We start from the raw sequence: 26,692 nt of genomic DNA on the forward strand, positions 1-26,692 counted from the left end.
GCCACACTCGGTCTCATGAGGGCCGCAACGCCGATGCCGGAGACTTCGAAGGAACTTGACGCAGCAACTGCCCCAACACCAGCTCGCCAAACGCCAGGTTGCCATGCAACGGGTCGTCGAGCTCGCAGAACTCGGCGCGTTGCAGGCCCTGGTCGTCATTCGCCGCCGCACGTACATCGACCAGCTCGACACCCAAGGCAGCCAGGTGCTCGATCAGCAGCGCCTGGGCCGCCATGAACACCCGGGCGTCGGCCATCGGCGGCACCCGCTGCGGCGGCAGCACGGCGTACACCTTCAGACCCAGGCCAAGCGCCTGCTCATAAAACGCCAGGGCAGGGCGCGACAAGCTGTCGATGATCGTGGCGAACAACGGCCCTTCGAGAAAACCGGAGTCGAACTCGCCATCCACGCCCTGGTAGCACAGCCAGTTCTGCCGGGTGGCCAGGTAATGCAGGCTCAGGCCGATGCTGCTGACCAGCGGGCCGGGAATCTTGCCAAGGCTGGGGGCATCGAGCTGGGCGAGGGCCTGGCGGTAAAGCCGCTCGAGTTCGGCGTCGCGGAACACCACGTCGTCGGGTGCCAGGCTGAAGAAGTCCACCCCGAAATCCCGACCGGCACCCAGCGGCCCACCGCTGAACGGCAGCTGCCGCGCCTTTGCAGCCTGGCCGATGACACCGACGTGTGAGTCGCCCAGCAGAAGAAAGCTAGGCGTAGTAGTCGAGAATGGCGTCTTCACAGACAAGGTCCTCGCAGGCCAGGGAAGGGGGGGGCGCAGATGCCGCTGGCGCAGGCTCGGCATCGAGGCCGGCAAAGAACTGGCGCATTACGAAGGCCACGCCTTCAGGCGTCACTTCGCGCTGGTTCGGTTGGTAGAAGGCGCCCTTGAACGGCGTGCCGGTGATGATTTCGTAGGACGGGAAGTAGTCCACCTGTGGCAGGTCCTGGCACAGCTGGCCGGCCACGGCGCGTAGCACCGACTTGGAGTAGGTGGTGGCGCTGAGCACATGTTCGCCGGTGGCGCTGGCGGTGAGGGGGACCGGCGAGACAGTGAGCAGCAGGCGCAGTGCGGGGTTTACCGTGCGCATCAGCGCGATGGCGTCGATCATGGCCTGGCAGGTGTCGTTGAAGCCGAAATTGCGAAATTCATGTAGCCGAGGATCGAATTCGCCACGCACGGTGCCCGGGCACACCGGGTACACGACACCGCTCTCGCGGTTGGCCCAGGCTTCCGTCAGCCCCAGGGTGAAGACGAACACCTTGGCACGGCGCACGGCCAGACGGATCGCCGCCAGGGTTGCTTCCCGCGAATCGAACAGTGCCTGTTCGCTGTCGAAGCCTGCCGTTTCCACCGCTGGACGGAACGGGTCGAAGAAGCGCCCCTCGTGCTGCCAGGTCTCGTGCGACTGCGGTTGCGTGCCCAGGGCCCACGTCAGCCACTGGCGCAGCATCGCCGGGGTATAGAGGTTGCCGGTACGAAACGAGAACACGCCGTACTGGCGTGCCTTGCGTTCGTCCTCGGGCATATCGACCGGGGCCGGTTCGGCATCGAGCCAGTTCATCCCGCGCGCCACCAGCGCCCGGCCGATGTGTTGGGCGAAGCAGGAGCCGGCGGTGACGATGGCGTCCTTGGCGTCGATCTCGAATGCGGGTGACCACAGCTCGCCGATCTGTTCGGCGGGCCTGTCGGCGACCGCCGTGCGCCAGAAAGCGCGCGGCGGCAGGCATTGGTAGGGGTTCATGGGCTATCCGTGCAGGTCGAGGCGGTAGATGAGGTCATCGCGCCAGGTGCCGCCGAGCAGGTAGGCTTCGGGTTCCCGGCGTTCGAAGGTGAAACCGCATTTGTCCATCACCCGGCAGGAGGCGAGGTTGCCGTCGGTGATGGTGGACTCCAGCGTGCTGAGGCCGACGGTCGTGGCGTAACCGATCACCGCTCGCAGGGACTCGGTGCCGAAACCCTGGCCTTGGTGTTCCGGTAGCAGCAGGTAACCGACCTCGGCATGGCCCGGGCGCAGGATGCGCAAGCCGGTGACACCCAGGTCTTGCTGGGTGGCTTTGTCGGTCATCACCAGGCAAAGCCAGTGATCGGCTTCAGCTGTCCAGAGCGGGAGACGGTGTTCGAAGCCGCGCCGGACCTCGCTTTCCGGCAGATCATCGAACACGTGGCGCATGGTATCGGGCTCGCGATGGAGCCTGAGGAACAGTGGCCAGTCGGTTTCGATCAGGGGGCGCAGGTACAACCGATCGGTGTGCAGCTCCAGCATCCGGTGCTCCTTGCAGGGTCGGGAGGGCAAGGAGTCTTGTACGCGCAGTGATCGGGATGTTCAAGTTTTCGAGTGTACGCTGATGGGGCGCGATTTGATCATCGAACTGGCGTCGAGGGTCTCAGCGGGCGCTTGGATTCTTAAGGATAGCTTCATCGAAAAGAGCCCTGGCGATGGTACCGAAGTTAAACAGAACCTTCGTCAGGGCCCGAGCAGCCGAATGTTCAGTTAGATCGGCTGCATCATCATTGCACCTAGTACGTTAGTGTTATTCGTATTCGCCGAATGAAGCTGTTTAGTCGTCATATGGTAGAAGTACCCTGAGCCACCACCATGCCAGTGAAGGCGTTGACCAGTCCATGTATGGCGCCCTAACGGTAACGGATAACCATAAAGTGTATGGAGATCCTGCATGACGTCAGCGCTCACATAGGTGCCATAGTAATCTCTGACCAGCTTCTCGGCATCCAGCAGGTTATAATTGCCCTGACCTACCAGCACCTTGAAACAATACGAGACCTGCACGGGATAACTTACAACGTTATTTTTACTGTCCGTGATAGTGACACTAACCGAACCAGACCGTTTAGGCCACACCCGGCCACTCCCATCCACTGCGGCAATTGCGGGATTGGAAGACTGGTACCTGAAAGGTGGCTTGCCCCCCATGGGTATCCGCTGTTGGGTTCTTGCATGAACGCCATTGACCCGAGGTGCTACGACGCGCCATGCGTTATTCTGCATCTGCATCATTTCTACCACACCTCCCCTCAGGTACATCGTAGCTGAGCTCACTTCGAATGGGGCAATCAGCAAATCGGGTGTCGCAATGGTAAATATCAAATCAGCAGATGCACGATCAGGCTTGTCTTCCTGGGAGACAATATAGTATACCGTGACCTCGATCGCCTTCCCATCCAACTTCAACTCTTCGGCCGGTACCAGAAAAGCTGTCACTTCATCACCGACCTCGATTTTCTGCTCCTGCTCGTGATAGCCACCCGCAGAGGTTTCCCATACCAACGTAAAGGTGCAAGGCGTGGGTACGTTGGCCAGTTCTGGGATTTCGACATATACGCCATGTGCGTAGTCCGGTCGCGTAGGATCCAGTACGTTATTGGATGGCGAAAGATCAATTTCGGTGGTCGGCGCCGGCAGAGTCTCTTGGATGTAACCAATATAGAAGCGCTCACGGATTGACTCAACCTTTCCGCTGCCCCTTTTGATGGTGTAGTACATATCGACGAAGCCACCATCCAGTGGTTTGAGAAAACTCGCCCCCTTCAACCGCAGCTTCAATTCTTTACCCGCCTGGCTTTCGGTGACCCTGTGATTGCGAGGAATCAACAACAGCGTGGTGCTATCGGCTGCCGTGCCGCGCATGACCACGTTAACCATATCGCCGTCAACCAGATTGGCAGATTTAGGGACCACTGCGAAGGCAAAAGGCAGGTCCGCGTCGACCCACCAGCCCATTTCTACACTTTCCGCACCTTCAATGGTAGGTGCGGGCGGTGAGTCGGAAAGCGACCCAACAAAGCTGACGTGAGCCGATTTTGACACTGTAACCACGCCATTGCGCGTTACTTCATAGTAGGCGTGGCCCGAACCACCGGTGAGGAACCGCAGCTTTTCTTGAGCTACTGTAAACTGCACGACCTCATCAGCCGACTTGATATCGACGGTGCCAAGATCCAACAATTCAACCATGCCACTTTCGGTAGTGGATCTCCACTTGACCGCAATTGTGTCATGGACCTGAAAGCCGCTCGCCTTGATCTGTAATCCCTCGCCTCCGCTCTTGTCGAGGTCCATGATGGATTGCGCGGTGTTGCCTGGCTCTCTAGGATCAATCACGTTCGGAGCCACGAAGGTCAATGCAGCCACCTCAACCTTGGCATGAGTATCGGCCGACCACTCGGACTCGTTATCGACTTCATCGCTGACAAAGTAATACACGGGTAACGCATCACTATCACCTGCCGCCAATACCACGCTTTCGGGGACTTTGACAACAATTGATTTGCCAATCTCCGCTTTCCTTACTACATACTTTATGACTTCATCGCCCCAATGCAGCCAAACGGTATCAAATTCGCTCATGCGCTTGTAGGCAGGTATCGTAACCTCGATGTCGGCCTTCGCTTCGTTCAAACCCACTTTGCCGCTAGCAGGTTTGGTGATAATAGGCTTTGGCAATTCCGACGGAGTACCACTCCCCTCGTGCCCCGGCTGGCCGAACCGCACCAGGGTCGATAACTTTTGTGACTCTACCCATTTACCATTGCGAAGTACTTTATAGAAAACATCGAGTTTGCCTTCCGTTATCGCCGAACTGGGCCATCTCCCTGATGCGTATTTATTGTTTATGTCAACCTGCTGAATCGTTACGGTGGCAGTTCGATCGCCCCAGCAGAATTTTAACTGCTCATTGAGGGTCATGCCGCTGTAAAGCGGAATAATGATAACCACGCCGTCATCCGGGTCCCACACTTCAGTATTATTGATGCCTACGTCGGCACTCGTGATCGGCCAAGTCGCCCCCAGAATCATTGGCCTGGGAAATCCGCTAGCAGCCTCATTCGGGTAGCGTGTCTTCAAATATGCATCAAATTCAATACGTTGTTCTTCAATACCACCTGTACCCTGCGGATCGTCCGCCACGACAGTGGCCGGATCAACAGGCGGCGTCTCAATTGTCTCGCTCATATCCAATCCCTCGGTTGATTTTTCTTGCATCGTAAATTGATGCAAAATCACGCTAGCGCGGGGACGAGGAACATGAAAACTGGCAAAACTACCAGTTGCGGAACGTACCATTACGCACCACTCATTCCGGGACCGTACACCTAGAGAGCTGCCGACACGGCTTGTCCAGCGGCAGCGTGACCGTGTTCGCGAGGTGCTGCGTTGAGGTAATATCGCCACCTCGCAACGGCGCCCGTGCGCGCCAGACAAAGGACTGTATGCCCGTCACCCTGTCCCTGCGCCGCCTGCTTGCCTGTGTCGTTCTCGGGGCGCTGGCTGGCTGCCAGCCCGAACCACCGTCGCCCCTCGACCAGCAACTCTACATCTGGCAACGCCAATGGCGGCCTGCCCATGCCCAGGCCCTGGCCGAAAGCCGGGCGGATTTCAAGACCTTGCGGGTACTGGCGCTGCAGGCCCAGCCCAAGGCCGGGTGGAGCAGGGCGCTGGTCGACCTGGCGCAACTGAAGGCCGATGGCCGGCCGGTAATCGCGGTCGTGCGCCTGGACGGCCAACTCCCGGCGCTGGACCAGGAGGCGGCACGCACCCAGATCGCGCAACTGCTGGCCGACTGGCAGGCTGTCGGCGTGCCCCTGAGCGGGCTTGAAATCGACCACGACAGTGGCAGCGCCCGCCTGCCGGGCTACACCGACTTTCTCCTGAACCTGCGCGAACAACTGCCGCCCGGCCTGAAACTGAGCATCACCGCGTTGCCCGCCTGGCTCGACAGCCCGCAGCTGCCTGCACTGCTACAGGCGGTGGACAGCAGTGTGCTGCAGGTGCATGCGGTGAGCGACCCACGGCGGGGTCTGTTCGATCCACTGAAAGCCAGACAATGGGCCGAACGATGGAGCCGCGTCAGCGCAAAGCCGTTCTACCTCGCCTTGCCCGCCTATGGCATCGCACTGCTGCCGGATACCGGCGGCGCTCCCGTGGTGGAAAGCGAAGCCCCATTGAACCTTGCCGGCGAGCGCAGAGAGCTGCTGGCCGATCCGCACCAACTATCGGACCTGGGGCGGCAACTGCGCAACCAGCCGCCCGCGCACCTGGCCGGGCTGATCTGGTTTCGCCTGCCGTTGCCCGGCGACCGTCGCGCCTGGAGCCTGACCACCCTCAAGGCGGTGGCGCGCGGCGACGCGCTGGCCAGCCAGTGGCAGGTCGAAACGACCGGGCGTGACGGGCTCTACGACATCAGCCTGGCCAATGTCGGCAATCTCGACCTGCCACTACCCGAGCGGGTAGAACTGAACATCGGCGCTTGCGACGCTGCGGACGGGCTCAACGGTTACCGCTTGCAGCCATCCCCCCAACACCTCGTCTTCAACCGCCAGTCCAGCGCGCGTGTCGCGGCTGGGGGCCGGCGCGTGCTCGGTTGGGCACGCTGCCAAGGAATCGATCAAGGAGCATGGAATGTCTACCCGTAACTGGCCCCGGCACCTGTTGTGCCTGTCGCTGAGCGTGCCCTTCGGCACGGCGCTGGCCTGTGGCCCCGACTTCCCGATGCAGTTGCTCAGGGATCGGGCACAGGCATTGGCCGAGCTGCCGGAAGGTAATTTCGCTTTCGAAGTCAACCGCCTCGGCCTGCCGCTGGCGGGCCTCAAGCCCACCACTGAAGTCACCCTGACGCCTTACTGGGACAGCGACGACAATGATCGGCCGTACCGTGCGCAGCGCAGCCAGGTCGAAGCCAGCGAGCTGCCGGAAAACCTGCGGGAGAAGGTCGCGCGGCTGCGCACCTTGCAAGATCCGCAACAGGTGGAAGCGCAAGGCGCCGACCTGCCGGACGAACTGCGCCTGTATATCGCCGGCGCAGTGGCGTTCGACACCGGTGACACTGCCCAGGCAGTGGCGTACTTCAGCAAGGTACTGGCGTTGCCCGCCGAGCAGCGCAAGCTGCGCAGTACCTGGGCGGCCTATTCCCTGGGGCGGGCATTGGCGGCCCAGAGCCTCGAAGCCGGCGACGACCTGCAGCCAGCACCAGAGGCCCTGCAGGCCAGGGCCCGGCAGGCTTTCCAGCAGGCTCGCGCCCTCAGCGCCGAAGGCTTCAGCGACCCGCTCGAACTGGGGGTGGCCAGCCTTGGCGAGGAAGCCCGCCTGGCCAAGCTCGCCGGCGACTGGAACAGCGCCGTGCAGCTCTACGCCAGCCAGAGCCGCCTGGGCTCGGGCAATGGCTACAGCTCGCTCAGGCAGCTCGCCGACGAGCTGGTGACCATGCCGGACGAGCAACTGCAAACCCTGTTGCGGCAACCCATGCCGCGCAAGCTGCTCACCGCGTACCTGCTGAGCCATATCGGCTGGGACTACGACAGGCAGCAGCCGGCTGAAGAACGGCGCCTCCCTCGGCTGCTGCAGGCCAGTGTCGGCGACAAGCTGGATGATGCCGACCGGCTGGCTGCGCTGAGTTATCAAGAGGGCGACTTCGCCGCTGCCGAAGGTTATTTGCGCCATGCCGGCGACACCGGCCTGGCATGGTGGCTGCGCGCCAAGCTCGCCCTGCGCGAGGGTGACAAGGCCCAGGCGGCGACTGCCTACGCCAAGGCTGCCGCCGCGTTTCCCCGCGACGAATCCTGGGGTTCGCGGCAAACGCCCGATTGGGACTACGAAAGCGTCAAGCCCGGCTGCCGGGTCGAAGGCGAGGGCGCGATCCTGGCCCTGGAGCGCGGCGATTACCTGCAGGCATTCGATCAGCTGTACCGCAGCCAGGAGGTCTACTGGCAGGATGCGGCGAACGTGGCCGAGCGGGTGCTGACCCTCGATGAGCTCAAGGGGTATGTCGATGCCCATGTGCCGGCGCCAGCGGCCGCCAAGGCAGAGGAGGGCGGCTACGTACCGCGACCGGTGGCGACGCAGTTGCGTGAACTGCTCGGCCGTCGCCTGCTACGTGAAGGGCGTTACGACGAGGCACCCAGCTACTTCGACACGCCACACCTGCAAGTCGACGCCAAGGCCTATGTGCAGAACCGCAAGGACGCTGTCTCGCGCTGGACCGCCACCGGTCGAGCCGAGGCACTGTATGGCGCGGCGACATTGGCGCGCACGTCCGGCATGGAAATCCTGGGCTACGAGATGGCGCCGGACTATGCCTGGCTGGGAGGCGGCTTCAGCCTGGGAGGCGCCGAAATACAGCCGGGGCCGTTGATTGGCGCTGGCGAGCTGCAGCGTCAGCAGGCAACCGAAGCCAAGCCCGACCTGCGCTATCACTACCGCTATGTCGCCGCCGACCTGGCCAACCAGGCTGCGGACAACCTGCCGCACAGCAGCCAGGCCTTCGCCGCGGTGCTGTGCACGGCGGCCGGGTGGGTGCCCGGTAGCGATCAGGAAAGTGCCCTGTACAAGCGCTATGTCGAGCAAGGGCCTTTCGTCGAGTGGGCGGAGGATTTCGGCAAGCAGTGTGAAGCGCCACGGTTCGACCAGGCCAACAAGCGCTATGTGACCGAGGCGCTGGATGCCGCGCGCGACATGCTGCGGCCGTACAAGGCGCAAATATTGCCGTTGGGGTTGGCGGCATTGGCTGGCGTTGCCTGGCTGTGGATCAGACGGCGCAAGACGAAGGCCTGAACGAGGGGTAATGTGTTGTCAAATGACTGTCGTCGAGGCATCTATCATGCGCAGCTTGACGTTGTTGCTGGCAATCACGGCCGTCGCGGGTTGCCAGGCTCCCATGCCGGCCGCCAACCCGCAGATGGCCTGGGTCGCTTTCTCGATGCCATTCCCCAATGACCGCGTGCTGCTGGCCGAGCGCCTGGACAAACAGCGCCTGAGCGACGGCCGGTTCTTCCAGGTCAGCCCGGGTGGCCATGAACTGGTCGTCCGGTTCGACTATGAAGTGAATGGTGGCGGAGGGATGAGCATGATGGGCGGCCCCACCGTCCGGCAGTGCTATCTCACCGTGAGTTACGCGCACTTCAAGGCGGGACAACGATACGTGCTCGAAGCGCGCTCCATGGCCATGACGCCGGAGGCAAGGCTGTATGATGCCGAGGGCAAGATCGTGGCAGAGGTCAGCGAGTTCTACTGCCTGACGTAACGACGCCACCTTCGTGCCGATACTGTAACTGTAGGAGCGGCTTTAGCCGCGATCACCCGCGAAGCGGGTGCCTGCCACCGCGGTGTCTTCATCGCGGCTGAAGCCGCCCCAACAGAGGCCACACACATCAACGAGTTGTCTGAAGCATGAATCGTTCGCTGTTCATTTCCCTGGATGGGCCCAAGGGCACCGGCAAGACCACGTTGCTGGAATCCGTCACCCAAGCCCTCAGGGCGGACAACAGGAAGGTGATCCGCCTATGCGAGAAGAAAAGCGATCCCTTTCGGGGTGAAACCATGGCCCTGGTCAACCAGTTCGTCAGGAACCCCTGCCGGGAGCTGGAACTGAGCATTTGCGAGCGCTTTGCCGACAGCCGTAGCTGGATTTCGCAGCACGTACTGCCCAAGCAGCCACCGGACAGCATCATCCTGATCGATCGCTGGTACCCCTCCGATGCCGCGTTTCGCCGGCTGGTCCCGTTTGCAGAGATTTTGCGCTTGAACATCGAACGCAACGTGCGCATGCCGGACCTGCATGTCGGGGTCGTCACCGCCCCGGAAATCTCGTGGGCGAGGGCTGCGGCACGGACCCGCGGGTTGAGCAGTACGGTGATGCATGAACTGGAAGAGCATGTCGCCAGTACCGAGGCCTTCGAGCAGGCAGTTGCAGATAACGGCTGGGTGATGTGCCGTAATGAAGGCACTATCGAGGCGGCAACGATGCAGGTGGCTTCAGAGATCCATGGTGTGCTTGGGTACGCGCATGCATCCCGTGGGCCGGCCCCCAAACGGTAGGAGCCAGCCTTGCTGGCGAACACCGGCAAGGCCGGCGCCAAGCACCGTGGTGCCTGCTTCGCGGCGGTTCGACGCCTCGATACCAAGTGGTTGGCGAGGGACGCCGTTCACACATGATTGTGCTGTCGAAGGGGTAGTTGTTCGATGGAAGCGCTCTTGCGGCCATTGCCGGTAATTGGCATCCCGCCCTTCATGCTCGAGCAAGGGCGGGATGTTGCACTTACAGTCGCCTCAGGGTTGCTTGTTGAAGCGGCCTAGCAGCACAAGGTCACCCGGAACGGCGCAGGCACTGAACGTGATGTAGTTTTTCTCCGGAAAGAGCAGGTTCTTCAGGGCGAACACTGAAATCGGATCGAACGAGAAAGACAGGTTGCGCTTGACCTGCTCCGGCAGTTGATCCCGGCACTGCTGGTTGACCTGTGCGTTCAGGTCGTCCGTGCCGCTTGGCCCACCACCGGACAGGTGGCCGTCCAGGGTGATGGCTTTGCTTTCCAGGCTGATCTGAATACTTTGCTCGCGCCCCTGGCCGCTGACAGACAGTGGCAAGTATGCATTGACGGCAAGTGACACATCGGTCGAGCAGGTGTTCCTCTCCTTCTCATGGCCATGATAGGACCTGATCTCGAAGAAATCGAAGGCCTGTTTATGGCTGCCGGTGAAGTGCAACTGGCCGTTGGCTTGTGCCTTTAGTTGAGTGCCCGCCAGCGAACAGGTGATTTGGCCCCCACTGGGCAAGGTGTAGGTGCAATCGTAGACTTGGCCACCGCCCACTGAAGCGGTGTGGTTCAAGGCACTCAGGTCAAGGCTTGCGCCCAGGTTGGCCTGGCTGAATTCAGTCGACCAGGAGGTGTGCGCGGCTTGCGGGTCGATACCCCGCAGGGTCCAGCCATTGTCACTGCGCAAACTGGCAGGCAGGATACTGCCGAACACCAACGACGAACGAACGAACAGGCTGCATTGCTGATCGTCCGGCAGCGGTTCGGCAATATCGTTGAGCGACATGCACGACTTGTCCAGCATCGGGCGGTCTCCCGTCATGATGAACAGCTGGAGCATTTCATTGCCGGCCGGGGTCTTGAGGACCTTGAAGTTGAACCCGTTGGGTTTGAGTTCGTTCAACGTCGGGACATTGCTCAGGTCCAGTCGATTGATTTCAAATACGAAATTAAGCTTTCTGAAGTGATTCTGAAGCTCCTCGTTGAATATCATTGCTTCGGCGTCACTGAAATCCATATCCAGGTTGAATACGCCTTCGGCCAGCGCCAACGTCACCGCCAAGGTGTTGCTGGTCGAGCTCGGCGTACCGTCAGGGTTCTCGCTATTGATAACGCCACTGACCTTCTGCAGGGGGATGGCGGCGATGGTCAGTGTTTCTCCGTCCATTATCTCCTTGGGGTTGTACTCGATAGGATCCTCCGGGTGCTTCAAACTGCGCTCCCACGTTTGAAAATAGCCTTTGCTGATTTTCATCTTCACCGTGACCGTCGAGGTGTCGTTCGCAGAAAACTCAAGCTTGGGATAACCGTATTCAAACTCGAGGTGGTTGGTTCGAATGGTCGTGGCGTTCGGGCGGTGTTTCAGATCTTCATCTTTTTCGTAAACGAATTTGTTGGTGAACTGCGAGTCCGTATTAAAACGCTCGTATTGTGCGGCCAATGCCTCGTTGATGCTGTCGAGGCGCATGTTGAATACCACGTCCCAGTTGTTCGTGCAGGGACCTTCGGTAAACATCTGGTTGAGCAGGCTTTGCGACGTCGTGGGGGAGGTGGCGGCAGTGCCTGATTCAAGCCGCGCACGCGCCAGTGGCGCTCGCGTGCCGTAGGCATCGACAATGCGTGCCTCCAACACGAAGGACAGCCGGACCGTGAGCAGTTCGCGATCAAAGGTCAGGCCTGCGTTGACCTTGCTGGCAGGCAGAGAGATTTCCCAGTTGGTGAACGGGGTGATGCGGCTGACCCCGTCGGACCAGGACTGCCCCTGGTCCGAGAAGTTTGGAGCGTTATCGTTGGCCCGATAGCTGTAGATGCGTTCACGTCCAGGCGTGTGGAAGCTCATGCGCTTGCGCTGAAGGTTACGGTCGTGAAACGGTGTGCCATTGCAGGCGAGCCGCAGCAGGTAGTTGCCGCTGTCGGTGGATTTGATGCCTTCGACGGTGGCCACGACGGCCACGACACGAGCATCCACGTACTCCTTGAACTCGGTTGTTTCCAAGTAAAGGGTTTTCAGCAGGCTGTTGCCTTGGGTCAGGGCCTCAGGGCGTATGCCGCTGATGACGATTTCGATGGGCTGGGTGCGGGACGCCTGGTAGGGCGCCAAGGCTGTCTTGGCCGCCAGGGTATTGGCGTGTTGCTGAACCACCGCTCTGCTGAAGCCGAGCAGGCTGGCTGACGGTACCGGCGTGGCCGGCTGCAGATAGGTGTATTGCAAGGCCTGGTCCTGCAACAGGAAGGCTTTGCCCAGGATGGCCAGCATCTGGTTGCGAACGAAGGCCAATTGGCTGGTGAGCGCGACCAGGTCGATGTTGTCGACATCCAGCGCCTCCACACGGGCAGGCTTGAGCCTGTGCTGCAGTGCCACAAAACGATCGAGCTGCCTGGCGTTGAGCTGTTGGCGCTGCTGGTTCTGATAAAGGTCGCGCAGCACGCCATGCAGCGAAGCGCGGGCGCTGACGACCGCCTTGCCGCGCATGATCATGATGGAGAACGCGCTTTGCAGGGTGTTTTTTTCCGCCACATCTGGCCCCGTTGCCATGATCTGGTTGAATTGCACGGGCAGTTCATCCCAGGTCAACAGGCTCTGGCGGTCGAACGATGCTTCCTGCAGTTCATCGAGCGTCTGCTGTGCGGCAGACAATCCGTCAAGGCCCGTGGTCACCCCTGAGTACAGCTCGACGGTGGCGTTCAACACTTTCAGGGTTTTCTGGATGCGTTGGGCGGTAAGGCCCAACGCCTTGACGGCAGAAATGGAGGAGGCCGGTGCCGCGATCGCGGTGCCCAGGTTGAATAGTTGGGTGGCAACTTCAAGGCCGAACTTCAGTTCCTCATGAGCCTGCCAGCGCTCCACGGCGGACTTGTATTTCTGCACGGCGAAATCGACCGTGGCGCGCGCTTCGAACAACTGGCTGTCAAGGTCGTTGAGCATGCGCTGCTGACGCTCGGCCTCCGCGCTGCCTTGCTCCACGAGTGAGCGCTGGAGTGACTCCAGGTCTTGCAACTGCGCGGCGTTGGCGCTGATCACGGCGCTGATCAACTCACCGGACTGGATGATGTTCTGATTGAGGGTGTTGCCAACCTCGACCAGCAGCTCCTGCTGCTTGCGATTGGCAAGCCGCTGTTCATTCTGGGCGATCTGCAGTTGGATGCGCTCCAGGTACTCGATGATGCTGCTGGTGTACGCCTTGTAATCGTCGAACGGCAGGAGCGGTACATAGCTCTCCTGCCTGGCATCGTCGCTACAGCGCAACAGGTCCATGGCGCTCACCCGCAATGTGGTGGTCCGTTCGTCCTTGCTGTCACCCGGCAGCAGTTCGATCAACCACGACAGGTACTGCTTGATCAGCGTCTGAAGACCTGTGGCGCTGCTGGAGGACCGATCACAGAGCGCCGCCTCGGCAAAGCTCATGGAGAACTCCAGATTGTCGATCAGTGCGGGCAGGCAGTCGCTTGCCGGGGTGCCTCGGACATCCGATTCGATGAACGGCTGCGCGCGCGGCCCGTCGCCACGCAGACCGAAACGCAGGCCGTCGACAATCACGCTGTAACGATCACCCTGGTGATCGCTGATGGCCAGGGCGCCCAGAAACTCATCGCAGCTCAGTTGCAGCGTGCCGTAGGCATCGTTGCTCAAACGGATAGCGCGCGGCTGCCCCTGCGTCCGCATGTCGATCACTTGCCCGAACAGCCGGACCTGGGCACCGGGAACATCGACCGCAGTGCCCTGGCTCATGGACAGGACGTTGGCCAGCAGGGTGAAGTCCCGAACCTGTTGCGGCGCGATGAGCTGCAACGTGGCCAGATCGACCTGAGCCTTGAAGAGGTTGATGTTCGGGGTGGCAATGAAGGACACCACGTCCTGAGTGTCTTCTGGCAGCAGGCTGGAAAAATCGCGGGTGTCGTACACCGCAAAGTTGGCCCCGATGCGGTCGCGATACTTCTGCACCATGGCCCCTTTGAAGATTCGCTGCCAGAGCAGTCCGCGCTTTTGCTCGACCATCAATGCCAGGCTGGCCAGTTGCACGTGTACGGTCGTCTGCTCGACGAATCTATCCGCCAGGTCCAGGTGTGTGAGTGCCGTGGAGCTTATGAACGGGGCAAAAATACTGCTCTGGTGCGACCAGAGAGGGTCGACCCAATCACCCTTTTGCACACTGAGATTGAACGCGCTGCAATCGCTCAGGCAAAGCAACTTACCGTACTGTGCCACGTACCCCAATGGGCTCATGGTGCTGTCTGTGGTGAACTGGTCAAAGTAATGGGTGTTGGGGCCTGACAACGGATTGCGCCCGTTGGCGTAGGCCTGGCGAATTCTTGCAAATGCTTCGGTTCGGTAAGCGAATACCTGCAGGATGGTATCGCCCAGCGTTACGGCGCTGACATAGTGAGTACCGTAAACGCCAAAGGTATCTATAAAGCCTTGGGCCTTGAGCACGGTCAGTTGCTCGCCATAGTCCTGCTGGCGAGAGCGGCCGGCGTGGGCAAGCTTGGTCGCGCTGGAAAGGAACGCTGGGGTGAGCCCATAGGCGGGGTCTGGCTGGCTTGGGCGGACATGCATCAGGATGCCGTTGGCGGCGCTGGCGTGTGTGTCGGTGCCATCTACACGGGTCAACTTGACCAGTACGTAACGCAAGCCTTCATCATCCAGGCTGACCCCGAGGGTGCTTGATAGCGCTTGCAGCGACGATTGACTGGACTGTGCGCCAGCGAGCAGGGCGCCCGCGCCAATACAAGGCGCGTCGACCTCGCTGGAGGGTGAGACCACCTGAAAAGGAATCAATGCATCCAGCAGGCTCAGTGCATTTTCGTGGAGGCTCAGTTCGGGGAAGGACCAGGTTCCGCGGGGTTCGACGACACGCGCCGGGCGCGTGGCCAGCGGCTGCTCCGGTATGGGATAGAGCAGGCCGGGCAGGCCTTGCTGCAGGGTCCAGTGGGGGTTGAGTCCATCGACAAGGTTGGCAGATTGCCCAATGCAGACACGGGAAGTTGTCATATTCATCCTGAATTAACGAGTGTTCGCTGACCGGGGGTGTTCAAACGCGCAATGAGGCGGGCTTGCGGTGACAATGGCAGGGTTTGCGCTAGCAGCTTAGCCGAGGTTGGGTTGCCGACACTGCGTTGGGTCAGCGGCAGCGTTGCAATCTCACGAAGGCCCTCAGAGTCATACCTGAAAGGTCTCAAGTCTGTCGAATTATGACTTGGACGGTCTAGATAGGGGCGGCATAGGATTGCCGCCACTGGAGTTCACAAGCAACTCCCCCTACCAGGAATACACCCATGAACCTCAAATCCCTTATCGCCAACCCGCTGGGCTTCGGCACCGCGCCACTGGGCAACATGTTCCGCAACGTACCGGAGGCCGAGGTGCAAGCCACCGTCGATGCCGCCTGGGACAATGGTGTGCGTTACTTCGACAGCGCGCCGTTCTACGGCGCCGGCCTTTCCGAATCGCGCCTGGGCAATGCCCTGGCCGGGCGGCCTCGCGACGAATACGTGCTCAGCAGCAAAGTCGGGCGGATCATCCTCGACGAACTGGAAGACCCCACCAGCCGTGAACTCGGCGAAAAAAGCGGCCTGTTCGAGCACGGCAACCGCAACCGCATCGTCAACGACTACAGCGCCGATGCGACCCTGCGCTCCATCGAAGACAGCCTGCGCCGGCTGAAAACCGACCGCCTGGACATCGTCTGGATCCACGACATCGCCCAGGACTTCTACGGCGACGAGTGGCTGGAGCGTTTCGAAACGGCCCGTAAAGGTGCCTTCCGCGTGCTCACCCGCCTGCGTGAAGAGGGCGTGATCAAGGCCTGGGGCCTGGGTGTGAACCGAGTCGAACCGATCGAGCTGACCCTCGATCTGGACGAGCCGCAACCCGATGGTTTCCTGCTCGCCGGGCGCTACTCGCTGCTGGACCATGACCGCGCACTGCAACGCGTCATGCCGCAAGCGGCGGCGCAGGGTGTCGGCATCGTGGTCGGTGGCCCCTACAGCTCTGGCGTGACCGCCGGTGGCGAGCACTTCGAGTACCAGAAAGCGACCCAACCAATCCTGGCCAAGCTCGAGCGCATCCGCGCGGTGGCGCGTGCCCACGGTGTCGACGTCAAGGCAGCCGCCTTGCAGTTCGCCCTGGCCCACCCGGCGGTGGTCGCGGCGATCCCGGGTTCCACCCGTGTCGCCCATGCCAACGAAGACCTTGCGGCCCTCAGCGCAGTCATCCCGGCAGCGTTCTGGAACGACCTGCGTCAACAAGGCCTGATCAACGCACTGGCACCTGTTCCGGTAGCCTGAGCGTGAAAAGGACAGGGCTGCAGCGCAGCCCTGTTTAGCTCCGCGCCGCGCTTGGCCAAGGGTCAAGCGCGGCGTTTTCATTGGGACATCCGGTTCACGCCAAGCGCGTCACCCACTTGCCCGACGCGCTGCCATCCTTGAGTTGGCGCAATGCCTGCGGCAGCGCCTCGAAGCGAAAATCCAGGCGCCCCGGCGCCAGCAGCCGGCCATCGGCGACCATCCGCAGCAAACGCTCCCCTTCGACCTTCAATGCCTGCCGATCAAGCAGTCGGCCATGGGCATGGACACTATTGAGCGCTACCTCGTGAAGCGAGATCGCCGTGCTGAAAGCGGGAAGTGGGGCGCTTTCCTGGCGGTCCTGAATGCACACCAGGTGGCCGTTGTAACCCAGCAAGTGAGCCAGGCTCGCGGCATGGCTGCCACTGACCGTGTCGAACAGCGCATGCAGCGGGCGCTCACCGAGGGCCGCTTGCAGGCCTGCCTGCCAGTCGCCCGCGCGATAGTCGAATACCCCGACCACGCCCAGTTGCCTGAGGTGATCATGGTGTTTCTCGCCCGCCGTGGCCCACACGCGCAGACCGCGTTGCACCGCCAACTGGACGAGATAGAAGCCCACCGCGCCACCCGCACCGACCACCAGCACATCACGGGACGCGCCATCGGCGACCTTGGCCAGGGCCTGCCAAGCCGTGAGCGCGGGGCAGGGGACGGCGGCGGCCGCGGTGGTGTCGAGGTTGGCCGGAATGTGCATCACCAGGCTGGCATCCAGCAGGCAGTGCTCGGCAAAGCTGCCATCGCGGGACAAGGACTGGTGATAGGCGACGCGGCAGCCCAGTGGCAGGTCGACACCGTCACCGGCGGCGATAACGGTGCCTGCGCCATCCACGCCGGGCACGGTGCCCTGGCGCCAGTCGGCATGGCCCCATTCGCAGATCTTCCAGTCCACCGGGTTCAGGGCGATGGCGCGGTTGGCCACCAGCACTTGGCCGGGGCCGACTTCAGGCAAGGGTTTATCGATGAGTTGCAGGCCGTCCAGGCCTGCGCCCGGGGTCCAACCCCAGGCGCGATGAGTGATGGACATGAGAGGTTCTCGTAGGGGGGACAAACGGGGCAGGGTAGCGAGGTGAGGCGCAGGGATATAGCAGTGCCGGGGCAAAGGTGTGTTGAGCTGGGATCAGCAATGTAGTTGGGGCCGCTTTGCGCCCCTTCGCGGGTAAACCCGCTCCCACAGAACTGCGCAGCTTTTGGAGTTTGCGCTGTACTTGTGGGAGCGGGTTTACCCGCAAAGGGCTGCAAAGCAGCCCCAATGAGCGCCAAACAGTCTTGATGGCGGCTTCTTGTGTTCCTCTCAGCCCAGGCTCTTGGCCAGGGCTTGCAAGCCACCTTCGTAGATGCCGGTGAACAAAGCGGTGGCTTGCTCATCACTTACGCCAACCGGGGTGAACTCGCCGAACCACTCCACTCGGCTGCCCTGGCCGTCGGCCTTGACCCGCAGGGTCGACAGGTAGCCGGTCACCGGGAACGGGCTGGTCAGGATCGCGTAGCTGTAGCTGCGTTGCTGCTCATCGAAGGCCATCAACCGCTCGACGATGGCGTTACCGTCCGGGTCTTTCAGCGAGCGCACGCGGCCGCCTTCGCTGGACAGGCTTTCAGGGATGAACGGCAGCCAGTCGGGCAGGCTGTCGAAGCCGCCGATCAGGGCCCAGACCTGGTCGGGGCTGTGTGGGGTGTTCAGGGATGCATGGGCGTTGGCCATGGGGGAATCTCCGGAGTGAATTCAGATAGCGAGGCTGTCGACCACACCGCCGTCGACCCGCAGGGCCGCGCCGGTGGTGGCGGAGGAGTAAGGGGAGGCGAGGTACACCACCAGGTGGGCGACTTCGTCGACGTCGGCGGCGCGCTGGATGATCGAGCTCGGGCGGGCGCTGCGCACGAAGTGGTCGGCCTCTTCGCGAATGCTGCGGCCGGAAGCCTTGGCGGCTTCAGCCACCAGATTGGCGACGCCGTCGGTCAGGGTCGGGCCGGGGAGCACCGCGTTGACGGTGACACCGGTACCGGCCAGGCGCTTGGCCAGACCGTGGGAAACGGCGAGGTTGGCCGCCTTGGTCACGCCGTAGTTGATCATGTCGGCCGGGATGGCGACGCCGGACTCCGAAGAGATGAACAGGATCCGCCCCCAGCCTTTCTCGACCATGCCCGGTGCGTAGTGGCGCGCCAGGCGCACACCGGACAGCACATTGGTGTCGTAGAAGCGGCTCCACTCGCTGTCGGCGACATCGAAGAAATCGACGTCGTCATAGATGCCCAGGTTGTTGACCAGGATATCGGCGCTCGGGTGAGCGGCGATCAGCGCCTGGGCGCCTTCGGCAGTGGCCAGGTCGGCGATCAGGCCGTGTACTTGGCCACGCCCACCCTGGGCACGCAGTTCGGCCAGGGCGGCGTCGACCGACTTCTGGCTACGGCCGGCGATGACCACGTCGGCATGGGCCCGGGCCAGGCCGCGGGCGATGGCCAGGCCGATACCGCCGGTCGAGCCGCTGATGATGGCGGTACGCCCGCCGAGGTCGATGTTCATGGAATGGCTCCTGTGGATGAGTTGCATCGATGGGAGCCATGCTAGTGACGCGCGATCAGACTGTAAAAGACTTGATTCGACTGAGTTAAGACCTGCTAAGTCTGATCGGCCAAGGCCAGCACGCGCTCGCGGAATACCCCCACGATTGGCCGCAGATCGACCTGGTGCCAGGCCGCCCACAGCTTCACGCAAGGGCTGAACCACTCAAGCTTACGCAATACCACGGTAGTGCCCGCGCTGGCGGACAGGCTGCTCTGCACCATGGCCAGGCCCAGCCCGGCGGACACCAGGCCGAGTACGCTCAGCGGGTCGGTGGCCTCCAGCGACAGGCGCGGGGTGAAACCCGCGTCGGCGCAGCGAGCGATGAAATCGTCGCGCTTATTGAGCTGGTCGGGCTGCCCGCCGGTGATGATCCACTCCTGCTCATGCAGGTCGGCGGGGCTGAGGTCGGTCTTGGCGGCCAGCGGGTGCTCGGCGGGAATCGCCAGCAGCATCGGGTCGTCCAGCACTGGATGGCCACGTAGGTCGGGGTCGTTGGCGGGCGGGGGCTCGCAGACCAGGGCGATGTCCAGGCTGCGCTGGCGCAAGCCCTCGAACTGCTCGCTCGGGGTCATGTTGTAGAGGGCGATGTGAATGTTCGGTCGTTCGCCGCGGATCGCCCGCACCGCGCCGGGCAGCACGCCGGCATGGATGGCGTGGTTGACATAGCCGATGCACAACCCACCTTCCTCGCCACGGCCCAGGCGCTTGCCCAGCGACTCCAGGCGCTCGGCATGCTTGAGCAGGCCACGGGCTTCGGACAGGAAGGTGCGACCGTCGGCGGTCAGGAACAGGCGCTGGTTGCGCCGCTCGAACAGCGCCAGGCCGAGATGGTCCTCGAGCTGGGCGATCTGCCGGCTCAAGGGGGATTGCGAGATATGAAGCTGCTCCGCCGCGCGGCCGACATTTTCGCATTCGGCGACGGCGACGAAGTAGCGCAACTGACGTAGATCCTGCATGAGACCTCCAGGGGGACAGCCCTGAGTTTTACTAGGGCAGCCCTCCGTTGGCTAGCCTGTTATCGTCGTTACTTAGGCCTCTAGGTGCCCGCCGCAAGGCTTGCAGCGGCGCTCGATCTCATAGGCGCTGCAACGCTGACGTCGAACACCTTGAAAGGCCGGCTGATCAGTGGATCGCCACCGGGTTGATGTTGACCTGGGTCGACCCCTTGTACAGCGGCTGCCCCAGTACGAACAGGAACTCGAAGGCCTTGTCACGCACCAGCGCGCGGGTGTCGATCAGCTCCAGGTTATAGATGCCGCGCTTGGCCAGCATGAACTGGTTGACCGGGAACTCCTCGCCGGTGGGGTTCGGGTACACCTCCGAGGCCCAGGTATCACCGCCAAAGGCGACGATGCCCTGGTCGGCCAGCCACTCGGCCGCCGGCAGGTCGATGCCCGGCTCGGTGGCGAGGAACTGCTGGTTGTCCTTGCCGATCAGCTCCAGCCAGCCGGTGTTGAACAGCACCACGTCGCCCTTGCGCAGGGTGATGCCTTGCCGCTTCAGCACCGCCTTGATGTCGTTGACGGTGAACGACGTACCGCCAGGCACGATGGCCTTGCCATAGTAGGCGGTCATGTCCAGCACCACGCCGCGGGTGACCATTGGTGGCACTTTTTCCACACCAAGCTTGGTCACCCCTTCGACGGTGACGAAGTCGGCGGCCTTGTTGCCGTTGTAGTAGACGTTGTCGATGCCGATGTGGCCGATGCCGTTGAGCTGGGTACCGACGCCGGTCCAGCCGTTGACCAGTTCATCGTTGAAGCTGAACTTGTTCTTGCCCAGGGTTTGGCCGGCCTGTTCGCCGGGCTGGATGTTGTAGAGGTGGAAGCTGCGGTGGCGGAAGGCAGGCAGGTCCTTGCTGACGGGGACGGCGAGGGGGTAGGTCTTGCCGGTTTTGACCAGGGAGACGGCTTGCTTGACCACTTCGGAGGTGAGGAGGTTGGCGGCGCCGATTTCGTCGTTTTTGCCGTAGGGGGAGGTTTGCCAGTCGGCGGCCAGGGTCGCTTGGGCGGTGGTGGCCAGGGCGAGGGTGAGCAGCAGGGGTTTGACGTAGTGCAATTCGGGGGCTCCTGAGTGCGAAAGCATGTCAGGGGCGGATTCTGGGCACAGGGGGCGATGGGAAAAAGCGGTTGGTGGGACAAGGAGTTTTGCGTGTGGGGCAAGGGAATGGTTCTATGATGACAAATCGTTCAATTAACTAAGGAGGGTAATGGATGAAACTTATTGGCATGCTGGATTCGCCTTATGTGCGTCGAGTGGCGATTTCCCTGGATCTGCTGGGCGTCAGGTTCGAGCACGATCCGTTGTCGGTATTCAGCACGTTCGAAGCGTTCTCCCGGATCAATCCGGTGGTCAAGGCGCCAACCCTGGTGCTCGACGATGGCTCGGTGCTCATGGACTCGACGCTGATCATCGACTATTTCGAGTCTCTCAGCGACCCCGCCAGCACACTGTTGCCGCAGCAGCCGCAAGCGTTGGCCGCTGCCTTCAGCACGTTGGGGCTTGCGCTGGCGGCATGCGAAAAGGCCGTGCAGATCGTCTATGAGCACAGAGTACGTCCGGCGGAAAAGCTTCACCTGCCGTGGGTCGAGCGCGTCACCGGGCAATTGCTGGCGGCCTGCACCGAATTGAACAAGCACTGGGCTGCACGACAATCGCGAGACGAACGTCCAGACCAGGCTGCGCTCACGACTGCCGTGGTCTGGTCGTTCATGCAACTGATGTTGCCAGAGGTGGTCAAGGCCGACGACTTCCCGGCCCTCAAGGCCCATGCGGCGCGGCTGGAAGCGACTGACCTGTTCAAGCGTTATCCGATCACCTGAAGGCCCACTGCCGCGCGATCAGTGCCCCCCGACTGTTCGCGATGCGCGCTTGATCGACTGAGGCGGGGCGGGGAGGGACGCAGTGCTTATTCGTTCAGTTCGCGGACGAACGCCTCTGTATCGGAAAAAATAGCGCCGGCGTGCAGCAAGCGTGGGGCAGCGTTTTCCTGCAGCAGGACGAATGTCGGAACGCCTTGGGCGGAAAACTTGCGCATCATGGCGCGCCCCTCGGTGACACGATCCCGGTTGAACTGGAGCAGGGCATCGTCCGGATGGGCGATACGCTCGGCGGCGGCATTCAGGCCGAGCTTACCCAGCACCTGTACCAAAGTGTCCAGTTGGGTCACATCCAGGCCGTCGACATAACGCGCCGCCTGGATCGCCTTGAGCGCTTCGAACTCGCGCTCGGGTGCGGTCAGGCTCACGGCGGAAAGTGCCAGGGTAAAGGGGCCGCTATCAAACGCCTGGTTCCGGTCAGCGAGCACCTGATCGCGATAGCGTTCGCTGAACACTTGCCCGGTCAAGCGTGCAATACGTTGATCGTTGCTCCAGGCATACGCCGCGAAGCCATCGTCCATGGCGCGGGCGCCGTCGCCTGCGAACAAGCCCGTCGGGATCAAGTGCAAGTGGACACCTGTGGACGCCAGGACCTGCGGCAAAGGCCCACCGGCGCCATAGCACCATCCGCACAGCGGGTCGAAGAGGTAGACAAGGGTCTTGCTCATGAGGGAACTCCATTGACGATAGGGTCGAAATCTTATCGCGCAGGTATTGATGTTTAAATGCATACAAAACAAACGTATTGTGTTCTGATAGCATACAATCAGGAATCACGATGACGGGCACTTCCAACCTCAATCGGCTTGCCTACTTTACGGCAGTCGTGGAGACCGGCTCATTTACCGCAGCCGCCGAGCGACTCGGTATCACCAAGGCGGTGGTCAGCCAGCAGGTTGCACGTTTGGAGCAAGAGTTTCGCACCACGCTGCTGGTGCGCAGCACACGGCGGGTACGCACCACCGAGGCGGGGCAGGTGTTCTACTACCGCTGTGCAGCGATCCTCAAGGAGGCCGAAGAAGCCTTTGAGGAGCTGTCGGAATCGGCCAGCGAACCAACGGGAACACTACGCCTGACCGCACCCTTCGATTACGGCATCGGTGTCGTGGTCCCGGCGATAACCGAGTTCTCCCAGCGTTATCCACAATGCAAGGTCGAGGCGCATTTCAGCGACCAGACACTGGATCTGGGGAGTCACGACCTGGACCTTTCCATTCGTGTGGGGTGGATTACCGAGCAACATCTGCAAGCGCGTCGGATCGGCCATTTCGAGCAGCGGCTGGTGGCCGGGCCCCAGTGGCGAACGCAGGTGGATGCGCTGCAGAGCCCCGAAGATCTGGCTGAGCTGCCGCTGGTGGCGAACACGGCGCTGCGGGAACCAACCAGATGGGCGTTTTCCAGAGGTGAATCAGAGCGGGTGGTTGAGATGAAATCCAGCGTGGCGCTCAATGCGACCTTGGCGGTGCGCGAGGCGACCCTTCAGGGGGCTGGGTTGTCTGTGCTGCCGGACTATGTGGCGGCGCCTGATCTGGAAGCGGGTCGGTTGATCGAGGTGTTACCGGGATGGGCGTTGCCGCGTGGGGAAATTCATGTGGTATTTCCAACGGCGCGCTTTCGGCCGGTCAAGGTAAGGGTGTTTACCGAGTTGTTGGCCAGTAGAACCCTCCAGACATGATCAATCACCCGGGCACCGACTTGCCATCCCAGGCCTGGAACATACCGGCCTGTGCATCTGCGACCGGCCTTCAAACCTCTGCGTCATTTGATTAAACCTGTACAAAAAACTAGTCTTGTACAAGTTATGGCTCCTTGCTGATTCGTCATGACACTCCTTGCTCGCTTGGCCTGCCTCTGTCTGCTGCTGACGACGCCACCAGCGGTCGTTGCGGACTGGCGTGCGGCGCTGCCAGCGGTCCACCCGCTGGGTGGTGGCGACTTCACCTGGTTCGGCCTGCGCTTGTATACCGCACGCTTGTGGACCGAAGGCCCGCGTCATGACTGGAACCAGCCTTTCGCCCTGCAGCTGACCTACCACCGCGCCTTGTCCCGTGACACGCTGGTGCAAGCAAGCCTCCAGGAGATGCGTCGCCTGGGTGCCGGCCGCGTGACGCCGCAACAGCTCGAAGCCTGGGCCAAGGTAATGCAGGAGGCGTTCGCGGATGTGCGCCCCGGCATGCGCATCACGGGGGTCTACCTGCCGCAGCAGGGCTGTCGCTTCTACGTCGATGACAAACCCAGCCACGACATTGCCGACCCGGTTTTTGCCCAGGCGTTCTTTGCCATCTGGCTGGACCCACGGGCCCGGGCCCCCCAGTTGCGCCTGCAACTGCTCGGCCTGGCCGACAAGCACCGAGGAGGCACATGAACATGTACAGAGCGCTGTTGCTGGCGGCCTGCCTGGTTCTGGGCAGTTGTGGCAATGTCGACGTCGGGCGCTACGCCGCAGAGCAACCCCGTTTCGACCTCGCGGCCTTCTTCTCGCGCCCGGTGCAGGCCTGGGGCATGTTCCAGAAGCGTTCCGGAGAAGTGGTAAAGCGCTTCCACGTGCGCATCGACAGCCGTCGGGAGGGCGAGCGGCTGATCCTCGACGAGCATTTTCTCTACAGCGATGGCACACGGCAGCAACGTACCTGGACGCTGGTGCCGGACGGTCCCGGCCACTGGCGCGGCACCGCCGGGGACGTGATCGGCGAGGCACGCGGTGAACTGGCCGGAAATGCGCTGCGCTGGCGCTATCAATTGGATCTGCCCGTAAACGGGCGGCACTGGCAGGTAGATCTGGACGACTGGATGTATCTGATGGATGACGACACCCTGATCAACCGCTCGAAGATGAGCAAGCTGGGTGTTGAGGTCGGGCAGATCACCCTGTTCTTCCGTCGGTTGCCGGAGGGGGCGCCATGAGCCGGAACACACCTGTCGAGCGGAGCAAGATCTGCACGGTATGTGGCCGGCCGTTCACTTGGCGCAAGCGTTGGGCGCGGTGCTGGGAGGAGGTGAAGTACTGTTCACAGCGCTGTCGCCGCGCGGCGCCACGGCGCAGGAGCAAGGGCAGGGGGCAAGGCTGTCGATTGCGGTGTGCCTGGTGCAGCTTGTCATTTGCAATCGCTTAGGGCAGGGTCGATGCCATGGACATCTCTGCCAAAGGAGCTACACCATGTCGAAGATATATCCCGGTATCGATCCCGAAGGGTTGGTCGAGTATTCGGTGGTCTACACGGACCGCTCGCTCAACCATATGTCGCAGTCGTTTCAAGGTGTGATGAAGAACATTTCAACCACCCTGAAACAGGTCTACAACGCCCAGGCTGTCGCGGTGGTCCCAGGTAGTGGCACATTCGGCATGGAAGCGGTAGCTCGGCAGTTTGCCACCGGCCAGCAATGCATGGTGATACGCAACGGCTGGTTCAGTTATCGCTGGAGCCAAATCCTTGAAATGGGCAACATCCCGGCGGCCACAACGGTGCTGAACGCCCGGCCGGTTGAAACGGGGCGCCAGGCTGCCTACGCCCCACCTCCTCTGGACGAAGTGTTGGCCGCCATTGAGTCGCAGAAACCGCAGATTGTCTTCGCCCCCCACGTTGAAACGTCATCAGGGATCATCCTGCCCGATGACTACCTGCGGGCCGTGGGCGACGCCGTGCATGCGGTGGGTGGTCTGTTCGTGCTTGACTGCATCGCCTCCGGCGCGATTTGGGTGGATATGCACAAATGTGCAGTCGACCTGCTGATCAGCGCACCACAGAAAGGCTGGAGCGCCTCACCTTGCTGCGCCCTGGTGATGCTCAGCGCGTTGGCCCTCGAGCGCATCGAATCGACGCAAAGCACCAGTTTCGCCTGCGACTTGAAGAAGTGGCTTCAGATCATGCAGGCCTATGAGCAGGGCGGCCACGCCTACCATGCGACCATGCCCAGCGATGCCCTCGCGCGGTTCAACGAAGTGATGAAAGAGACGCAAGCCTACGGTTTCGACAAGGTCCGCGACGAACAACAGGCCCTGGGTGATCGGGTGCGTGCAATGATGACCCGTAAAGGTATCAAGAGCGTGGCCGCAGCAGGCTTTCAGGCCCCTGGCGTGGTGGTGAGCTACACCGATGATGCCGATATCAAGAGTGGCAAGAAGTTTGCCAGCCACGGCCTGCAGATTGCCGCCGGCGTGCCGTTGCAATGCGACGAGCCGGCCGACTTCCAGACCTTCCGCATCGGCCTGTTCGGGCTCGAGAAGTTGCACAATATCGAGCGCACGGTCAGCACCCTCGAGCAGGCACTGGACGAAGTGATGGTTAACTAAGCGCTCGGCTGGAGAACTTGCAATGACAACAGACGATGCGAGGTCTCGATTCGAAGCCAAGCTTCTTCGTCCGGCCAAGCCCGGTGATGACAGGCCGTGGGCGTTCGCAGTGCTTCCAAGGGACGCGAGTGAGCGGCTTCCGAGGCGGGGAAGGACGACCGTTGAAGGCACAATCAATGGTCATCCTTTCCGGGCAACCCTGGAACCCGATGGTCAGCTGAGCCATTGGCTGAAGGTCGGTCGCGATTTACTTGACGCGGCCGGTGTGGCCGTTGGCGATATCGTTACCCTCGAACTGATCCCGGTGAAGAAGGAGCCCGAACCTGACATTCCGGCAGATTTCCAGGAAGCCCTGGCAACGATGCCCGAGGCTCAAAAGGTCTGGAACACTACGACGACCCTTGCGCGGGTGGACTGGATCCACTGGATTACTTCAGCCAAGCAACTCAGGACACGCGAAAAGCGCATTGGTGATGCCTGCGACATGCTTGCGACCGGCAAGAAGCAGGTGTGCTGTTTCGACACGTCGGGGTATTACAGCAAAGCTTTCCGGGCGCCCGAGGCAGAAAATTGACCTC

23 protein-coding genes are annotated in these 26,692 nt (G+C 61.8%); 12 read left to right on the forward strand and 11 right to left on the reverse strand.

The features are described 5' to 3' along the window. Positions 1-13 precede the first annotated feature (13 nt). From JYG34_RS12960 to JYG34_RS12975, 4 genes are all read right to left on the reverse strand, one after another. Positions 14-736, reverse strand: coding sequence for a hypothetical protein (locus JYG34_RS12960; RefSeq protein WP_249746276.1), 723 nt, complete (start codon positions 734-736; stop codon positions 14-16). Beyond that, entirely contained in the window at positions 705-1,739 is a 1,035-nt protein-coding gene (locus tag JYG34_RS12965; protein WP_213661040.1) for a GSCFA domain-containing protein, read from the reverse strand. The genes JYG34_RS12960 and JYG34_RS12965 overlap by 32 nt, the downstream gene beginning before the upstream one ends. 3 nt (positions 1,740-1,742) lie before the next feature. Further along, positions 1,743-2,261, reverse strand: coding sequence for a GNAT family N-acetyltransferase (locus JYG34_RS12970; protein WP_213661041.1), 519 nt, complete (start codon positions 2,259-2,261; stop codon positions 1,743-1,745). A 228-nt stretch (positions 2,262-2,489) separates the two neighbouring features. Then, the gene (locus JYG34_RS12975) at positions 2,490-5,081 is read right to left on the reverse strand and encodes a hypothetical protein (RefSeq protein ID WP_213661042.1); all 2,592 of its coding nucleotides are present in this window, start codon (positions 5,079-5,081) and stop codon (positions 2,490-2,492) included. A gap of 146 nt (positions 5,082-5,227) precedes the next feature. On the opposite strand from JYG34_RS12975, the gene JYG34_RS12980 reads away from it, so the two are divergent. The 4 genes from JYG34_RS12980 (at position 5,228) to JYG34_RS12995 (ending at position 9,827) form a co-directional block, all read left to right on the forward strand. Continuing rightward, positions 5,228-6,430: a DUF3142 domain-containing protein gene (locus tag JYG34_RS12980; RefSeq protein WP_213661043.1), complete on the forward strand. Its 1,203-nt coding sequence runs from the start codon at positions 5,228-5,230 to the stop codon at positions 6,428-6,430. Continuing rightward, a complete protein-coding gene (locus tag JYG34_RS12985) occupies positions 6,417-8,564 on the forward strand; it encodes a hypothetical protein (protein ID WP_213661044.1) in 2,148 nt (715 codons plus the stop codon). Before JYG34_RS12980 ends, JYG34_RS12985 begins: the two co-directional genes overlap by 14 nt. A 46-nt stretch (positions 8,565-8,610) precedes the next feature. Further along, entirely contained in the window at positions 8,611-9,033 is a 423-nt protein-coding gene (locus tag JYG34_RS12990) for a hypothetical protein (RefSeq protein WP_213661176.1), read from the forward strand. Positions 9,034-9,179: 146 nt separating this feature from the next. Beyond that, positions 9,180-9,827, forward strand: coding sequence for a dTMP kinase (locus tag JYG34_RS12995; protein WP_213661045.1), 648 nt, complete (start codon positions 9,180-9,182; stop codon positions 9,825-9,827). A gap of 231 nt (positions 9,828-10,058) precedes the next feature. On the opposite strand, the gene JYG34_RS13000 is transcribed toward JYG34_RS12995, so the two are convergent. Further along, entirely contained in the window at positions 10,059-15,032 is a 4,974-nt protein-coding gene (locus tag JYG34_RS13000) for a hypothetical protein (protein ID WP_213661046.1), read from the reverse strand. 284 nt (positions 15,033-15,316) lie between these two features. Between JYG34_RS13000 and JYG34_RS13005 the strand changes: the two genes are divergently transcribed. Further along, a complete protein-coding gene (locus JYG34_RS13005) occupies positions 15,317-16,327 on the forward strand; it encodes an aldo/keto reductase (protein WP_213661047.1) in 1,011 nt (336 codons plus the stop codon). Positions 16,328-16,421: 94 nt separating this feature from the next. Here JYG34_RS13005 and JYG34_RS13010 read toward each other — a convergent pair whose 3' ends face one another. From JYG34_RS13010 to JYG34_RS13030, 5 genes are all read right to left on the reverse strand, one after another. Then, the gene (locus JYG34_RS13010) at positions 16,422-17,408 is read right to left on the reverse strand and encodes a zinc-binding dehydrogenase (protein WP_213661048.1); all 987 of its coding nucleotides are present in this window, start codon (positions 17,406-17,408) and stop codon (positions 16,422-16,424) included. A 267-nt stretch (positions 17,409-17,675) separates the two neighbouring features. Further along, a complete protein-coding gene (locus tag JYG34_RS13015) occupies positions 17,676-18,083 on the reverse strand; it encodes an SRPBCC family protein (protein ID WP_213661049.1) in 408 nt (135 codons plus the stop codon). 21 nt (positions 18,084-18,104) lie between these two features. Next, entirely contained in the window at positions 18,105-18,902 is a 798-nt protein-coding gene (locus JYG34_RS13020) for an SDR family NAD(P)-dependent oxidoreductase (RefSeq protein WP_213661050.1), read from the reverse strand. A gap of 95 nt (positions 18,903-18,997) precedes the next feature. After that, positions 18,998-19,900, reverse strand: a complete 903-nt coding sequence (locus JYG34_RS13025) for a LysR family transcriptional regulator (protein WP_213661051.1) — start codon at positions 19,898-19,900, stop codon at positions 18,998-19,000. A 166-nt stretch (positions 19,901-20,066) separates the two neighbouring features. After that, positions 20,067-21,002, reverse strand: a complete 936-nt coding sequence (locus tag JYG34_RS13030) for a cyclase family protein (protein WP_213661052.1) — start codon at positions 21,000-21,002, stop codon at positions 20,067-20,069. A 155-nt stretch (positions 21,003-21,157) separates the two neighbouring features. Between JYG34_RS13030 and JYG34_RS13035 the strand changes: the two genes are divergently transcribed. Further along, a complete protein-coding gene (locus JYG34_RS13035) occupies positions 21,158-21,766 on the forward strand; it encodes a glutathione S-transferase (protein WP_213661053.1) in 609 nt (202 codons plus the stop codon). Between the two features lie 86 nt (positions 21,767-21,852). Here the strand turns inward: JYG34_RS13035 and JYG34_RS13040 are convergent, their stop codons facing one another. Beyond that, positions 21,853-22,491: a DsbA family protein gene (locus JYG34_RS13040; RefSeq protein WP_213661054.1), complete on the reverse strand. Its 639-nt coding sequence runs from the start codon at positions 22,489-22,491 to the stop codon at positions 21,853-21,855. 110 nt (positions 22,492-22,601) lie between these two features. On the opposite strand from JYG34_RS13040, the gene JYG34_RS13045 reads away from it, so the two are divergent. The 6 genes from JYG34_RS13045 (at position 22,602) to JYG34_RS13070 (ending at position 26,688) form a co-directional block, all read left to right on the forward strand. Further along, entirely contained in the window at positions 22,602-23,498 is an 897-nt protein-coding gene (locus JYG34_RS13045; protein WP_213661055.1) for a LysR family transcriptional regulator, read from the forward strand. 147 nt (positions 23,499-23,645) lie between these two features. Further along, entirely contained in the window at positions 23,646-24,188 is a 543-nt protein-coding gene (locus JYG34_RS13050; protein ID WP_213661056.1) for a chalcone isomerase family protein, read from the forward strand. Positions 24,189-24,190: 2 nt separating this feature from the next. Then, positions 24,191-24,727, forward strand: a complete 537-nt coding sequence (locus tag JYG34_RS13055) for a DUF3833 domain-containing protein (protein ID WP_213661177.1) — start codon at positions 24,191-24,193, stop codon at positions 24,725-24,727. Continuing rightward, positions 24,724-24,936 carry a DUF2256 domain-containing protein gene (locus tag JYG34_RS13060; RefSeq protein WP_213661057.1) on the forward strand — a complete coding sequence of 71 codons (213 nt, stop codon included), beginning with the start codon at positions 24,724-24,726 and terminating at the stop codon, positions 24,934-24,936. Before JYG34_RS13055 ends, JYG34_RS13060 begins: the two co-directional genes overlap by 4 nt. A 44-nt stretch (positions 24,937-24,980) precedes the next feature. After that, on the forward strand, positions 24,981-26,114 hold the full coding sequence (locus JYG34_RS13065) for an aminotransferase class V-fold PLP-dependent enzyme (RefSeq protein ID WP_213661058.1): 1,134 nt from the start codon (positions 24,981-24,983) through the stop codon (positions 26,112-26,114). Between the two features lie 22 nt (positions 26,115-26,136). Further along, complete coding sequence (locus tag JYG34_RS13070) at positions 26,137-26,688, forward strand: YdeI/OmpD-associated family protein (protein WP_213661059.1); 552 nt, start codon at positions 26,137-26,139, stop codon at positions 26,686-26,688. Positions 26,689-26,692 lie beyond the last annotated feature (4 nt).

This window comes from Pseudomonas entomophila (genome assembly GCF_018417595.1).
Lineage (GTDB): Bacteria > Pseudomonadota > Gammaproteobacteria > Pseudomonadales > Pseudomonadaceae > Aquipseudomonas > Aquipseudomonas entomophila_C.

Coding starts and splice junctions, on each gene's coding strand:
- JYG34_RS12965 (WP_213661040.1), bottom strand. CDS start 1,739: ATGAACCCCTACCAATGCCTGCCGCCGCGCGCTTTCTGGCGCACGGCG.
- JYG34_RS12970 (WP_213661041.1), bottom strand. CDS start 2,261: ATGCTGGAGCTGCACACCGATCGGTTGTACCTGCGCCCCCTGATCGAA.
- JYG34_RS12975 (WP_213661042.1), bottom strand. CDS start 5,081: ATGGTACGTTCCGCAACTGGTAGTTTTGCCAGTTTTCATGTTCCTCGT.
- JYG34_RS12980 (WP_213661043.1), top strand. CDS start 5,228: ATGCCCGTCACCCTGTCCCTGCGCCGCCTGCTTGCCTGTGTCGTTCTC.
- JYG34_RS12985 (WP_213661044.1), top strand. CDS start 6,417: ATGTCTACCCGTAACTGGCCCCGGCACCTGTTGTGCCTGTCGCTGAGC.
- JYG34_RS12990 (WP_213661176.1), top strand. CDS start 8,611: ATGCGCAGCTTGACGTTGTTGCTGGCAATCACGGCCGTCGCGGGTTGC.
- JYG34_RS12995 (WP_213661045.1), top strand. CDS start 9,180: ATGAATCGTTCGCTGTTCATTTCCCTGGATGGGCCCAAGGGCACCGGC.
- JYG34_RS13000 (WP_213661046.1), bottom strand. CDS start 15,032: ATGACAACTTCCCGTGTCTGCATTGGGCAATCTGCCAACCTTGTCGAT.
- JYG34_RS13005 (WP_213661047.1), top strand. CDS start 15,317: ATGAACCTCAAATCCCTTATCGCCAACCCGCTGGGCTTCGGCACCGCG.
- JYG34_RS13010 (WP_213661048.1), bottom strand. CDS start 17,408: ATGTCCATCACTCATCGCGCCTGGGGTTGGACCCCGGGCGCAGGCCTG.
- JYG34_RS13015 (WP_213661049.1), bottom strand. CDS start 18,083: ATGGCCAACGCCCATGCATCCCTGAACACCCCACACAGCCCCGACCAG.
- JYG34_RS13020 (WP_213661050.1), bottom strand. CDS start 18,902: ATGAACATCGACCTCGGCGGGCGTACCGCCATCATCAGCGGCTCGACC.
- JYG34_RS13025 (WP_213661051.1), bottom strand. CDS start 19,900: ATGCAGGATCTACGTCAGTTGCGCTACTTCGTCGCCGTCGCCGAATGC.
- JYG34_RS13035 (WP_213661053.1), top strand. CDS start 21,158: ATGAAACTTATTGGCATGCTGGATTCGCCTTATGTGCGTCGAGTGGCG.
- JYG34_RS13040 (WP_213661054.1), bottom strand. CDS start 22,491: ATGAGCAAGACCCTTGTCTACCTCTTCGACCCGCTGTGCGGATGGTGC.
- JYG34_RS13045 (WP_213661055.1), top strand. CDS start 22,602: ATGACGGGCACTTCCAACCTCAATCGGCTTGCCTACTTTACGGCAGTC.
- JYG34_RS13050 (WP_213661056.1), top strand. CDS start 23,646: ATGACACTCCTTGCTCGCTTGGCCTGCCTCTGTCTGCTGCTGACGACG.
- JYG34_RS13055 (WP_213661177.1), top strand. CDS start 24,191: ATGTACAGAGCGCTGTTGCTGGCGGCCTGCCTGGTTCTGGGCAGTTGT.
- JYG34_RS13060 (WP_213661057.1), top strand. CDS start 24,724: ATGAGCCGGAACACACCTGTCGAGCGGAGCAAGATCTGCACGGTATGT.
- JYG34_RS13065 (WP_213661058.1), top strand. CDS start 24,981: ATGTCGAAGATATATCCCGGTATCGATCCCGAAGGGTTGGTCGAGTAT.
- JYG34_RS13070 (WP_213661059.1), top strand. CDS start 26,137: ATGACAACAGACGATGCGAGGTCTCGATTCGAAGCCAAGCTTCTTCGT.